This window comes from Halogranum amylolyticum (genome assembly GCF_900110465.1).
Classification (GTDB): Archaea; Halobacteriota; Halobacteria; order Halobacteriales; family Haloferacaceae; genus Halogranum; species Halogranum amylolyticum.
The window spans coordinates 42,255-54,683 of sequence record NZ_FODV01000008.1 but is presented as its reverse complement, the minus strand read 5'-3'; the positions used below and the strand labels follow the sequence as shown (position 1 = coordinate 54,683).

12 protein-coding genes are annotated in these 12,429 nt (G+C 67.0%); 8 read left to right on the top strand and 4 right to left on the bottom strand.

Annotation, left to right across the window (positions count from 1 at the left end):
- Nucleotides 1-100: 100 nt before the first annotated feature.
- Nucleotides 101-727 carry a GTP-binding protein EngB gene (gene engB / locus BSG17_RS14810; protein ID WP_089825440.1) on the top strand — a complete coding sequence of 209 codons (627 nt, stop codon included), beginning with the start codon at nucleotides 101-103 and terminating at the stop codon, nucleotides 725-727.
- A gap of 208 nt (nucleotides 728-935) precedes the next feature.
- Nucleotides 936-1,298 (top strand): DUF5518 domain-containing protein, encoded by a 363-nt coding sequence (locus tag BSG17_RS14805; RefSeq protein ID WP_089825438.1) that lies wholly within the window; start codon nucleotides 936-938, stop codon nucleotides 1,296-1,298.
- 2 nt (nucleotides 1,299-1,300) lie between these two features.
- Here the strand turns inward: BSG17_RS14805 and BSG17_RS14800 are convergent, their stop codons facing one another.
- Nucleotides 1,301-1,795, bottom strand: a complete 495-nt coding sequence (locus BSG17_RS14800) for a DUF367 family protein (protein WP_089825436.1) — start codon at nucleotides 1,793-1,795, stop codon at nucleotides 1,301-1,303.
- Nucleotides 1,796-1,875: 80 nt separating this feature from the next.
- On the opposite strand from BSG17_RS14800, the gene BSG17_RS14795 reads away from it, so the two are divergent.
- Nucleotides 1,876-2,211, top strand: coding sequence for a nuclear transport factor 2 family protein (locus tag BSG17_RS14795; protein ID WP_089825435.1), 336 nt, complete (start codon nucleotides 1,876-1,878; stop codon nucleotides 2,209-2,211).
- A 63-nt stretch (nucleotides 2,212-2,274) separates the two neighbouring features.
- Here BSG17_RS14795 and serS read toward each other — a convergent pair whose 3' ends face one another.
- A complete protein-coding gene (gene serS, locus BSG17_RS14790) occupies nucleotides 2,275-3,657 on the bottom strand; it encodes a serine--tRNA ligase (RefSeq protein WP_089825433.1) in 1,383 nt (460 codons plus the stop codon).
- Between the two features lie 107 nt (nucleotides 3,658-3,764).
- On the opposite strand from serS, the gene BSG17_RS14785 reads away from it, so the two are divergent.
- On the top strand, nucleotides 3,765-4,607 hold the full coding sequence (locus BSG17_RS14785; RefSeq protein ID WP_089825431.1) for an alpha/beta fold hydrolase: 843 nt from the start codon (nucleotides 3,765-3,767) through the stop codon (nucleotides 4,605-4,607).
- A gap of 32 nt (nucleotides 4,608-4,639) precedes the next feature.
- On the opposite strand, the gene BSG17_RS14780 is transcribed toward BSG17_RS14785, so the two are convergent.
- Nucleotides 4,640-6,226, bottom strand: coding sequence for an SLC13 family permease (locus BSG17_RS14780; RefSeq protein WP_089825430.1), 1,587 nt, complete (start codon nucleotides 6,224-6,226; stop codon nucleotides 4,640-4,642).
- Nucleotides 6,227-6,325: 99 nt separating this feature from the next.
- Nucleotides 6,326-6,571 carry a hypothetical protein gene (locus tag BSG17_RS14775; protein ID WP_089825428.1) on the bottom strand — a complete coding sequence of 82 codons (246 nt, stop codon included), beginning with the start codon at nucleotides 6,569-6,571 and terminating at the stop codon, nucleotides 6,326-6,328.
- A 105-nt stretch (nucleotides 6,572-6,676) separates the two neighbouring features.
- On the opposite strand from BSG17_RS14775, the gene BSG17_RS14770 reads away from it, so the two are divergent.
- From BSG17_RS14770 to BSG17_RS14755, 4 genes are all read left to right on the top strand, one after another.
- Complete coding sequence (locus BSG17_RS14770) at nucleotides 6,677-7,594, top strand: MBL fold metallo-hydrolase (RefSeq protein WP_089825426.1); 918 nt, start codon at nucleotides 6,677-6,679, stop codon at nucleotides 7,592-7,594.
- 78 nt (nucleotides 7,595-7,672) lie between these two features.
- Nucleotides 7,673-9,694, top strand: a complete 2,022-nt coding sequence (locus tag BSG17_RS14765; RefSeq protein ID WP_089825424.1) for an AMP-dependent synthetase/ligase — start codon at nucleotides 7,673-7,675, stop codon at nucleotides 9,692-9,694.
- 132 nt (nucleotides 9,695-9,826) lie between these two features.
- Nucleotides 9,827-11,698: a cation:proton antiporter domain-containing protein gene (locus BSG17_RS14760; protein ID WP_089825422.1), complete on the top strand. Its 1,872-nt coding sequence runs from the start codon at nucleotides 9,827-9,829 to the stop codon at nucleotides 11,696-11,698.
- Between the two features lie 52 nt (nucleotides 11,699-11,750).
- Nucleotides 11,751-12,398, top strand: a complete 648-nt coding sequence (locus BSG17_RS14755; protein WP_244531548.1) for a cyclase family protein — start codon at nucleotides 11,751-11,753, stop codon at nucleotides 12,396-12,398.
- Nucleotides 12,399-12,429: the final 31 nt, after the last annotated feature.

The window sequence follows — 12,429 nt, the reverse complement described above, 5'->3', positions numbered from 1 at the left end:
GCGGAGTGCGGATGCGATTCGCCGTCTCACGTTGGCGTTTGCGTCTCGCGCCGGCGTCGCGTCCCGCGGCCCTTATCCCGCCTCACGGAGTAGCGAGGGTATGTTCGAGAACCGCCCGAACAGGGATGCAGAGGTAGTCTTCGTCGGGCGCTCCAACGTCGGCAAGTCGACGCTGATGCGCGAGTTGACCGGCCACGACAAGTTCAACACGGGCAAGAAACCCGGCGTCACCCGCCAGCCCAACCACTTCGACTGGACCGGCGAGAGCTTCATGTTCACCGACCTGCCGGGGTTCGGCTTCATGTCTGGCGTCGAGCAGGAGCACCGCGAGGCGATCAAGACTGAGATCGTCCGCTACATCGAGGAACACGCCGAGGAGATCCTGGTGGGCGTGCTCGTCGTCGACGGCAAGAGCGTCGTCGACATCATCGATCGCCACTCCGGCGAGGACGAGATCCCCCACGACGTCGAGCTGTTCTACTTCCTCGAGGAGCTCGGCATTCCGACCGTCGTCGCCGTCAACAAGATGGACAAGGTCGACGACAAGGACGAACGACTGAACGACCTCTGTGACCGACTCGGGCTCTACCCCCCGTGGGAGCAGTGGAAGGACGACACTATCGCGCCCATCGTCGCCAAGCGCGGGCGGATAGAGCCGCTGAAGGAGACGCTGCGACACCACTTCCACGAGGCGAAGCGCGACGACCTGCTGAAGTTCGTGAAATGACGGTCAATCGTGGTCGTCTCACCGAGGCACACAGGCCGTGCCACCGGCCCTGATACGTCTATTTTCTGCTTCGGGAACGTCTCGGACGCCGTGAGGCCGAGTACCCCTCGAAGTCGTACGGACACGTCAACACGTTCGAAACCCACGTACCACGCCGGTTTCCTATCGTGCCACACGATTTATTCGGGCTCGTCGCCTACGTCCAGCTATGACAGACTGGCGTGCGGTCGGCGTCGGCTTCGTAGTACTGCTCGTCGTCGGCGCGATCGGCCTCCAACTCCCGCTCGTCGGCCAGATCGGCGCGGGACTCATCGGCGGCTTTGCCGCGGGCTACCTCGCCGGTGGCGGGATCGGCAACGGCGCGTGGCACGGCCTACTCGCCGGCTCGATCACGGGTATCGTGCTGACGCTCGTCCTCGCGCTGCTCGGTGGCGCACTCGGTCTCGGCGCCGGCCCGATCGGCGGGTTCCTCGGCGGCGCGGGCGTGTTAGTCGTCGGCGTCTTCGTGACGCTGCTGTTCGCTATCGACAGCGCGCTCGCCGGGGCGCTCGGCGGCTGGATGAAAGGCTGAGACTACTTCCCGCGGTCGAGATACTCCTGCTGAACGGCGACGACCTCCGTCGAATCCTCACACTCCGAGTAGCGTCGCAGCGGCTCCTCGTTCAGTTCGAGGAACGTGTGTCCCCAGCTAAACTTTGAGAGGAGCTCCTCGGCGCGTTCCCACTCGCCGAAGATGGCGAGCGCGGCGGCCATCGCCTCGACCGTCGTCAGTTTCATCGGTCGTCCGAAGTTGACAGGGTTGGCGGCGACGAGGTAGGGCAGCGCCCGGTGGTCGCCGGGTAACGAGAACCGTGCCTCGCCGGCCGACTCCCACGAGCAGTCGAGTGCGACGAGCGTCTCCGTGGCGTCCGCCGGCGACAGCGCCCGCTCGGCGTGGGGGTTCAGCACGACCCCGTACGGCGTCGCGCGGTGCGACTCGTGGAGTTCGGCGAGGTCGAACTTCGCGAGGCGACGCGCCGTGCACTTCTCGGGGTCGTCGTCGCCCTCGTAGCGGATGTGCAGGTCCACGTCGGGCAGGAGGCGGTGAGGCGACAAAAGCGGTCCGTTCGTGGGTGACAATCAAGGGGGATGACTGCGTGGGTTTCCTCATGGGTTACCTCGAAGCCGTTCGTTCGTACTACGACGCGCTCGACGAGGGGGATTACGACGCGCTGCTCGTCGTCCTCGCGCCATCGTTCGAACAGACGCGCCCGGACCGGTCGTTCACGAGTCGTCGGTCGTTCATCGACTTCATGGAGGAGGACCGCCCCCACGAGGACACCTCACACGCCGTCGACGTGATCTACCGCGACGACGACGAGAGCGACGAACTCGCCGTTCGTGGGCGGGTATGTACCAACGGCGGGGCCGAACTGTTCGGCTTCGTCGACGTCTTCCAGTTCGACGACGGTCGCATCACGGAGCTACGCACGTACACCGACTGACCGCTCGGTGTCGGCTCTTTTCGTCACTCGTCGCAGCGGAGAGCAGTCGCCCTCTCGTCCCCGTCAGTCCTTCTTGCCCGCGCCGACGGCGGACTCGCCGACCGGTTCGTGACCCTCGATGAGCTCGCGACCACCCATGTACGGCTGGAGCGCCTCGGGGATGTCGACGGTGCCGTCCTCGTTCTGGTAGTACTCGAGGATCGCGACCATGACGCGACCGACGGCGGTGCCCGACGCGTTGAGCGTGTGGAGGTACTCCGCGGACTCGTGACGCTCCGGTCGGTAGCGGAGGCCGGCGCGACGCGCCTGGAAGTCCTCGAAGTTCGACGCCGACGACACCTCGAGCCAGCGGCCGCCCCGGTCGGGACCCTCGTCCGACTCGGTTCCGGGTGCCCACACCTCGACGTCGTAGGTCTTCGCCGACGCGAACGTCAGGTCGCCCGTACAGAGGTCGAGGATCCGGTAGGGGAGGCCGAGCCGCTCGAGCACCTCGGTCGCCTCCTCGAGCAGCGCCTCGAGGCGGTCGTAGCTCTCCTCGGGTTCGACGAAGTTGACGAGTTCGACCTTGTTGAACTGGTGGACGCGGACGATGCCACGCGTCTCGGTGCCGTGTTCGCCCGCCTCTCGCCGGAAGTTCGGCGTATACGCCTGGTGTTTCAGCGGGAGATCCTCCTTCAGCAGGATGTCGTCGGCGTACATGTTCGTCACCGGCACCTCCGCGGTCGGACAGAGCCAGAGGTCGTCGTCCTCGTACTCCTCGGTCTCGCTGCCGCCGATGCGGTAGGCGTCCTCGGCGAACTTGGGTAGCTGGCCGGTGCCGACCATCGACGTCGTCTTCACCGGGATCGGCGGGAACAGGTCGACGTACTCCTGCTCGCGGTGGACGTCGAGCATGAACTGAACGAGCGCGTGCTCCAGCATCGCCCCCTCGCCCTTCAGGAAGTAGAACCCCGCACCCGTCGTCTTCGCGCCGCGGGCCTCGTCGATGATATCGAGCTCCTCGCCGAGTTCGTAATGCGGCGTCACCTCCGCAGGCAGTTCCCGCAGGTCGTCGAAGCCGACGCGCCGGAGCTCCTCGTTGTCGCTCTCGTCGGCGCCGACGGGAACGCTCTCGTGGGGGACGTTCGGGATCTCCAGTAGCGCCTCCTCCAGTTTCGATTCGAGTTCGTCGGCGCGCTCCTCGACCGCCTGCAGGTCCTCTTTCAGCTCCTGCGAGCGGGCGATAGCCTCTTCGGCCTCCTCATCCTTCCCTTCGGCCTTCAGCTGGCCGATCTCGCTCGACACCTGGTTGCGTTCGTGGCGCAGGTCGTCACCTTTCGCCTTCAGCTCCCGCCACTCCTCGTCGACGGCGACGATCTGATCGAGGTCGACGTCGTCGTAGCCGCGGTTCGCGAGGCTCTCGCGGACCTCCTCGGGGTGTTCGCGGAGATATCGTCGGTGTAGCATTTGCTCGAAGTTCAGTCGGATGCGGGAAAACCGTATCGCATCCGTGTGTCGGTCTCTCGGGCCGTGGGTGGATATTTGACCCACCCGGACGAACGCCGACGTGACAGATGTCTATTACGACACTCTCCGACGGCCGTCGACTCGGGTACGAGACGTTCGGCGCTCCCGACGGCGACCCGGCGTTCTTCTTCCACGGACTTCCCGGGTCACGACTGGACGGGGAACTCCTCGCGGACGCCGCGGCGACGGCGGACGTCCACCTCGTCGCGCTCGACCGCCCCGGGTTCGGACTGTCGACGTTCCAGCCGAACCGCCGACTGATCGACTGGCCCGACGACGTCGCCGCCGCGGCCGACGCCCTCGGGTTCGAGCGGTTCGGCGTCGTCGGCTTCTCCGCGGGTGGCCCCCACGCGGCGGCCTGCGCTCACGCGCTCGACGACAGGCTGACCGGCGTCGCGCTCGTCGACTCGTCGGTCTCTCCCTCGTTCGCCGACAGAGGGCCGCTCGGCCGCGTCGCGTTCGGTGCGCTCTCGCGGTTCCCGGCGCTCGCTCGGCCGGGGTTCGCGTTCGTCGGCTGGCAGGCGGCGCACCGCCCGGCGTCGCTCAGAGCCGGGATGCGTCGACAGATGGCTGCGGGCGACGACTCCGCACTCGACGACGACGCGGTGTGGGCGACGGTGCTCGCCGGGGTACGAGAGTCGCTCCGAGAGGGGACTCGCGGCCCCGCCCACGACGGGGCGATCCTGCACCGGCCGTGGGGGTTCGGCCCCGCGACGCTCGACGTACCGGTGACGTTCTGGCACGGTTCCGAAGACGGGTCGGTCCCCGTCGCGAGCGTCGAACGGTTCGCCGCGGCGACGCCGAGTAGCGACCTCACGGTCTTCGAGGGCGAGGGTCACCTCGCGCCGTTGGTGAACCACGGCGAACGGATCCTCGACGCCGTCGTCTGAGCGAAAGTCCGCTCGGACCGACTGCGTCGCAACTACCAGAGGAACATCGGCCAGACGAACTGGAACAGCAGCCAGATGAGGCCGGTGAGAATGACTGTCATCACGAGATTCAACGCGACGCCGACCCGCATCATGTGTTCCTGCTTCAGGTGGCCGCTGCCGAAGACGATGGCGTTCGGCGGCGTCGCCACCGGCAGCGCGAAGGCGAAACTCGCGGCGATGGCCCCGCTGACCGAGAGGAACACCGCGGAGCCGACCTCCGAGATGCCGAGCGTCGACGCGAAGACGCTGCCGATGCCGATGAGCACGGGGACGATGATGGTCGCCGTCGCCGTGTTCGAGGTCATCTCGGTCAGGAAGATCACCAAGAGGACGACTGCGGCGACGACGAGCACGATGGGTGCGCCGGTGAGCGACCCGAAGACGGTCGTCGCGATCCACTCGGTCGCGCCGGTCGTCGCGAACGCGTCGGCCAGCGAGATGCCGCCGCCGAACAGCAGGATAGTCCCCCAGTCGATGTCAACGAGGTCCTCCCACTCCACCGTGTCGGCGAGGACGAGCGCCGGGATGGCGTACAGCCCGACCATCACGTAGTAGAGCAGCCCCTGGTGGCCCTCGACGCCGGTGACGGTCGGCCCCTCGCCGCCGAACAGCGTCGTCCAGACCGTCTCGGGAACGTTCAGTCCGGCGAGTCCGGCCAGCCACTCGAACAGGCCGTCGAGGCCGCCGAGCACCCACAGCCCCGCCGTCGCGGTGAAGATGTACGCCACGCGCTTGCCGCGCGGACTGAGGTCTCCCTCTTCCTCGAGGTAGCGACGCGCCTCCTGTCGCGCGCCGCTCACGTCGTCGATCTCCGGCGGGAAAAAGACGAACGTCAGCGCGTACCACACCAGCGGGAGCGTGATGGCGACGATCGGCATACCGACCAGCAGCCACTCCGCGAAGCCGATCTCGTAGCCGAGCATCGCCGACAGTTGTGTCGCGACGACCGCGTTCGGCGGCGTCCCGATGAGCGTCCCGACGCCGCCGACGCTGGCGGCGTACGCGGTGCCGAGCAGCGTCGCGATCTGCATGTTAGAGAAGTCCTCCTTGTCCGCGCCCTCCGACTTCACCTCGTCGCGGCCGAGCACCTGTGCGAGCACGCCGAGCGCGATAGGCGTCATCATCGCTGTCGTCGCCGTGTTCGACACCCACATCGACAGGACCGCCGTCGCGAGCATGATAGAGAGGATAAGCAGCCGCGGCGACGCGCCCATCGTGCTCATGATCCACAGCGCGATACGGCGGTCGATGTCGTACTTCTGCAGCGCGTTCGCGAGCATGAACCCCGCGATGAAGAGGAAGATGAGGTGATCCGCGAACCCGGCCAGCGCCGGATCGATGCCGCTGTAGACGCCGAAAGCGGTCAGAAGAACTGGTATCGAAAGCGCCGTCACCGCGAGTGGGATAACTCCCGTCACCCACAGCACCGCCGCGAAGAACATCGTTGCGAGCGCGTACTGCCCCTTCAGCGACAGCCCCTCGGGTGAGGGGCCGAAACCGACGACCAGCGCGCCGAGTAGTGCGACCGCAAAGACGAGTATCCGACCCTGCGTCGTCTCTCTGAGTCCCCGTATCATTGATACACGGGGAGTGTGGACGAGTCTCGTACTTAATGGTTTTTACATCGGTTGGGATTATCGTTATAGTTTAACAAGTGTCACAAAACGCTCCGACGGTCAGAACGCGCCGACGAGCGCACGCACCTGTTCGTCGGTGAGTTCGCTCGTGTAGAGGGCGAACAGCGCTTCGCGGCGCGACCGGGAGAGGCCGCGACGGTCGTTCTCCAGCATCGAGATATGCGCCTGGATGACGTCGTCGAGTGCGCGTTCCACTTCGCGCTGTTCGTACCCGGCGGCGGTTCGGAGCAGTCGCCACGCTATCGGCGACACGTCGGCGACGTCGACCTCCTCCGCTCCGGGCATGCGGTCGCATCTCGCGATGCCGAGTACAAATAACGTCTGGTCGTCGACGCCCGACGGCCGGCCGTCGCCCGAACGTTTTTCGTCGCCCGCAACGCTTCCCTGCGCATGGCTATCGGCGACCTCGAATCTGTCCCGGACTGTACCGACCTCTACTATCTCGACACGGGGATGTACGACACCGAGGCGTACGGGTCGGTCTACATCCTCGACGCCGACCGCCCCGCCGTCGTCGACACCGGCATCGGAACGAACCACGAACTCCTGTTCGACGCGCTCGACGAGGTGGGGATCGGCGAAGCGGACCTCGCGTACATCCTCCCGACGCACGTCCACCTCGACCACGCGGGCGGCGCTGGCTTCCTCGCGGAGGCGTACCCGAACGCGACCGTCGTGACCCACGAGATCGGCGTCCCGCATCTCGTCGACCCCTCGCGGCTCGTCGCCGGGACGAAGGCCGCCGTCGACGACCAGTGGGAGTTCTACGCCGAGCCGAGACCGGTCCCCGAGGACCGCATCGAGGGCGTCGAGGGCGGTGAGACGATCGACCTCGGCGACCGGGAGTTGGACGTCGTCGCCGCGCCCGGCCACGCCCCCCACCAGGTGATGTTCCACGACACCGGCGACGACGTGCTGTTCACGGGCGACGCCGCGGGGATCTGGGTTCCCAGCGAGCGGACGGTCCGCCAGACCACCCCGCCCTCGCAGTTCGACCTCGAACAGTGTCTCGACGACGCCTCCGCCATCGTCGAACGCGACCCCGACGTGCTCTGTTTCGGCCACTTCGGCCCCCGCGAGTTCGACGAGCGACTGATGGCGGGGTACAAGCGGACGCTCGTCGAGTGGGTCGAGGCCGTCCGCCAGAAGCGTGAGGAGTTGGACGACGACGACGCTGTCGTCGAGTATTTCCGGAATCATACCGACATGGTCGACGTCTGGGGCGAGCGGAAGGCCCGCGACGAGGAGCGATTGAACGTCAAAGGCGTCCTCAGCTATCTGGACTACCGGGCGAAACAGGACGAGTAGTAGGGCCCGATTCAACTCGTGGCAACGAGTCTCCGATTCTGACCGGTTTTTTATAACCGACCCCCGTAGCGCCGTGGTATGGACTGGCGGGATGCGGAAGCGAACTATGAGAGCGACGTGCTCGGGGAGACGACGCTCGCTCGGATGTTCGAAGAGAGCGTCGAGCGGAACGCCGACCGGGTCGCCCAGCGGTACAAGGGTGGCATCTACGACCGCTCGCTCGTCGCCGCCGACGTCGTCCCCGTGGCACCGGCGGGCGACTACGCCGACCTCACCTACGACGAGATGCAGACGCTCGTCCGTCGACTCGCGGCCGGCTTTCGCGAACTCGGCGTCGCCGACGGCACTCGTGTCGGACTCTTCTCGCACACCAGGATGGAGTGGGCGCAGTGTGACTTCGCCCTGCTCGCCGCCGGCGGCGTCGTCACCACCGTCTACACCTCCTCGTCGGAACGGCAGGTGAAGTACCTCCTCGGCGACCCAGACGCGACGGGCGTCGTCGTCGAGAACGCAGACTGTCTTCGGCGGGTGCTCGCCGTCGAGGACGACCTCGATCTCGAGTTCGTCGTCGTTCTCGACGAGATTCCCGACGGCAGCGGGATGTCCGGGGCGGTCCGCGACCGAGACGATATCTACTCGCTGGCCGACGTCCACGCGCTCGGCGTCGACGCCTACGACCCCGACGCCTACGAGTCGTGGGTCGACGACCCGGCGATGGACGACCTCGCCAGTCTCATCTACACTTCGGGGACGACTGGCCAGCCGAAGGGCGTCGAACTCACCCACCGGAACTTCCGAGCCAACGTGAACCAGTGTTACCGGCGGTTCGGCCCCCGCCCGGACGTCCCCGACCGACCGTCTATCTCCGCCGAGTCGACGACGTTGTCGTTCCTCCCGCTCGCACACGTCTTCGAGCGACTCGCCGGCCACTACATGATGTTCGCGGCGGGAGCCACCGTCGCCTACGCCGAGAGCCCCGACACGCTCCGGGAGGACTTCCAACTCGTCCGGCCGACGACCGGGACGAGCGTCCCCCGGGTGTACGAGAAACTGTACGACGCTATTCGGGCGCAGGCCGCCGAGTCTCCCGTCAAAGAACGCATCTTCGAGTGGGCCGTCGGCGTCGGCCGGACGTACCACGAGACCGACGACCCGGGGACGGCATTGACGCTCCAACATCGCCTCGCCGACCGCCTCGTCTTCTCGCAGGTTCGGGAGGCGATCGGTGGTCGTCTCGAACTCTTCATCAGCGGCGGCGGCAGTCTTTCGGCTGACCTCTGTGCACTCTACCACGGGATGGGACTCCCCATCTTGGAGGGGTACGGACTCACCGAAACTGCGCCCGTCATCTCCGCGAACCCGCCGGACAACCCACAGATCGGGACGATCGGTCCGCCCGTCGTCGACGTCGACGTCCACATCGACGAGAGCGCTGTCGGCGAGCGACAGCGCCGCGAGGCGGCGGGGGAGGTCGGCGAACTCCTCGTCCGCGGACCGAACGTCACGTCGGGGTACTGGAACCGCCCCGAGGAGACCGAACAGTCGTTCACCGACGTCCCCGCGAACGAGACGAACGGGGCGTCGGCGGGTTCCGAACGGTGGTTCCGTACCGGCGACATCGTCCACCGCCGCCCGGACGGCTACATCGAGTTCCGCGAACGAGCAAAACAGCTGCTCGTGCTCTCGACCGGGAAGAACGTCGCCCCCGGTCCCATCGAGGACGCCTTCGCCTCGAACCCGCTGGTCGAGCAGTGTCTGGTGCTCGGCGACGGCAAGAAGTTCGTCAGCGCGCTGCTCGTCCCCAACGTCGAGGCGATCCGCGAGTGGGCCGACCGCGCGGGGATCGACCTCCCCGACGACCGTCAGGCGCTGTGCCGCGACGAGCGCGTCCGCGAGCGACTCCAGCGGGAGGTCGACCGCGTCAACGAGAACTTCGAGTCCTACGAGCAGATCAAACAGTTCCGGGTCGTCCCCGAGGAGTTCACCGAGGAGAACGACCTGTTGACGCCGACGATGAAGAAGAAGCGTCGTCACATCCTCGACCGCTACGCCGACGACGTGGCGATGCTCTACGAGACGACGTCGCCCACGTCGGAGTAGTCGACCGCCGACGTCGGACCCCCTCGATCCGGACTCGTCGGCGACGATCGGCCGATCCCCCGCAAAACCCGCCCTGTATGAGGAGGTTTATAAAAGCGCCAGTCGACAGAAAAGGCACATGGAGGGACGCTAGTGGCCGCCGAAGCAGCGGGGAACCTCATCCCCCTCGTCGCCGCCATCATCGGTATCGGCGTCGTCTCGCAGGTGCTCGCCGACCGACTGCAGGTGCCGAGCATCATCTTCCTCATCGCGGCGGGTATCCTCCTCGGACCGGAGGTGCTCGGCGTCGTCACGCCCGACTCGTTCGGCAACGCGCTGCCGGCCATCGTCGGTCTCTCGGTCGCCATCATCGTCTTCGAGGGGGCGTTCCACCTCCGTATCGAGAGCCTCAGAGAGGCGCCCGCGGCGACAGTGCGTCTCGTCACGGTCGGTGCGGCCATCTCGCTGGTCGGGACCGCCATCGCAGTTCACTTCCTGCTGTCGGTCGGCTGGCTGGTGTCGTTCCTCATCGGTGCGCTGCTCGTCGCCACCGGGCCGACGGTGATCGCGCCGATCCTGGAGGTCGTCCCGGCACGCGACCGCGTCGAGACGGCGCTGGAGACGGAGGGGATCGTCAACGACGTCACCGCTGCCATCCTCGCCGTCGTCATCTTCGAGGCCCTCGTGGCCGGCATCGCCGAGCCCGGGGCGTTCCTGACGCACTTCACCCAGCGACTCGGCGTCGGCGTCCTCGTCGGCGGCGTCGTCGCCGCCGTCATCTTCGTCGCGCTCCGATACGTCGACCTCTCGCCCGGCAACGCGCCGCAGAACGCCCGTCTCCTGGTCCTCGCAGGGGCGCTCGTCGCCTACGGTGGGGCAGAACTCGTCGCCACCGAGGCCGGCATCGCCGCCGTCGCGACGGCCGGCATCGTCCTCGGGAACCTGGAGGTCCCCTACGAGGAGGAGATCTCGGCGTTCAAAGGCGACATCACCCTGATCGTGCTCTCGTTCGTCTTCATCGCTCTCGCGGCGCTGCTGGACTTCGGAAACCTCCAGCAGTTGGGGCTGGGCGGTATCGGCGTCGTCGTCGCCGTCGCCCTCCTCATCCGCCCGTTCCTCGTCTTCGTCTCGACGGTCGGCGACCGCTTCACTCGCGAGGAGAAGCTGTTCATGAGTTTCGTCGGCCCGCGCGGCATCATCCCCGCGTCGGTCGCGACGCTGTTCGCCATCGAACTGCGGGCCCAGGGGCTACAGGAGGCCGCCGACGTGCTCGTCGGCACCGTCTTCCTCGTCATTCTGGTGACCGTCGTGTTCGAGGCCGGGTTCGCCCGTCGGATCGCGGAGTTCCTAGATGTGATACCAATGCGTGTACTCGTCATCGGAGGCGGTAAGGTGGGCCGCGCGCTCGCCGAACGCCTCGAAGAACGTGGAGAGAACGTCGTCATCATCGAAGACGACGTAGAAATCGTCGAAGCCGCTCGGAACGAGGGGTTCACCGTCCATCACGGCGACGGCACCGACACGGAGGTGTTACGCTCGGCCGGCGGTGAGAACGCCAAGATCGTGGTCGCCGCGACCGGCGACGACGACGCGAACCTGCTGGTCTCGCAGCTGGCCGCCTCGAAGTTCGACCCCGAGACCATCATCGCCCGCGCCAACAACCCCGACAACGTCGAGGCGTTCGAGGAGCTCGGGGTCCGTACGATCTCGACGACGCTGGCGACGGCGCAGGCGATCGACAACTACATCGAACGCCCGGCGCTGGCCAACTGGATGGGCGAGATCGGTCGCTCCGGCGACGTCCAAGAGATCGAGGTGACCTCCGAGGAGCTCGTCGGCCGCACCATCCGCGAGATCGGTCCGGAACTTCCCGGCGGCTGTCTCGTCGCGCTCGTCGCTCACGACGACACCATCGAGGTGCCGGACGCCGACTACGCGCTCCAGCCGGGCGACCGGATCACGCTTCTCGGACGGCGAGATGCCGTCCGCGACGCGATGCAGTTCTGTCACCCCAAATCGGAGTGACGACCGTTCGCCGACCGAGCGTTCTTCCGCTCGGTCGACGAACGTTCCTCCCGTGTACGACCTCACCCATCCACTGACCAGCGACACGCCCGTCTACCCCGGTGACCCGCCGGTCGGCGTCGAACCGGCGGCGACCCACGAGGCCGACGGATACCGCGTCAGCGACGTCCACCTGAACAGCCACGCGGGGACACATCTCGACGCTCCCGCACACCTCCTGGTCGACGGCCGGACGCTCGACGATTATCCGGTCGATCGGTTCGTCTTCGACGCCCACGTCGTCGACTGCACCGGCCTCGACGCCGGCGAGACAGTTCGGGCGAGCGATCTCCCCGACCCCGACTGCGAGCTGCTCCTCCTCCACACCGGGTGGGACGCACACTGGGGGACCGACCGATACGACGACCACCCGTCTCTCGCGCCGGACGCCGCCCGGTGGTGTGCCGACCGGGGGTACGACGTCGGTCTCGACACCGCCGGCCCGGACCCGACCGGTGCCGAGTCGTTCCCGGCGCACCGAATCCTCTTCCGTGCCGACTGTCTCCTGTTGGAGAACCTGACCGGCCTCGCCGACCTCCCCGAACGGGTCCGACTCTCGGCGTTCCCGCTCGCACTCGCCGACGCCGACGGAGCGCCCGTGCGGGCGGTCGCCGTCCCCGCCGACGTGCCCGCCGAAGACGGGTCACGAAACTATCACTAACGTTTATCGAACTCTTTCGCCAACCGTCTCG

Bases quoted from the DNA above. Each gene is read 5' to 3' on its own strand.
- serS (WP_089825433.1), bottom strand. From the start codon at position 3,657: ATGCTACACCGACGATATCTCCGCGAACACCCCGAGGAGGTCCGCGAG.
- BSG17_RS14795 (WP_089825435.1), top strand. From the start codon at position 1,876: ATGGGTTACCTCGAAGCCGTTCGTTCGTACTACGACGCGCTCGACGAG.
- BSG17_RS14780 (WP_089825430.1), bottom strand. From the start codon at position 6,226: ATGATACGGGGACTCAGAGAGACGACGCAGGGTCGGATACTCGTCTTT.
- engB (WP_089825440.1), top strand. From the start codon at position 101: ATGTTCGAGAACCGCCCGAACAGGGATGCAGAGGTAGTCTTCGTCGGG.
- BSG17_RS14805 (WP_089825438.1), top strand. From the start codon at position 936: ATGACAGACTGGCGTGCGGTCGGCGTCGGCTTCGTAGTACTGCTCGTC.
- BSG17_RS14770 (WP_089825426.1), top strand. From the start codon at position 6,677: ATGGCTATCGGCGACCTCGAATCTGTCCCGGACTGTACCGACCTCTAC.
- BSG17_RS14765 (WP_089825424.1), top strand. From the start codon at position 7,673: ATGGACTGGCGGGATGCGGAAGCGAACTATGAGAGCGACGTGCTCGGG.
- BSG17_RS14775 (WP_089825428.1), bottom strand. From the start codon at position 6,571: ATGCCCGGAGCGGAGGAGGTCGACGTCGCCGACGTGTCGCCGATAGCG.
- BSG17_RS14785 (WP_089825431.1), top strand. From the start codon at position 3,765: ATGTCTATTACGACACTCTCCGACGGCCGTCGACTCGGGTACGAGACG.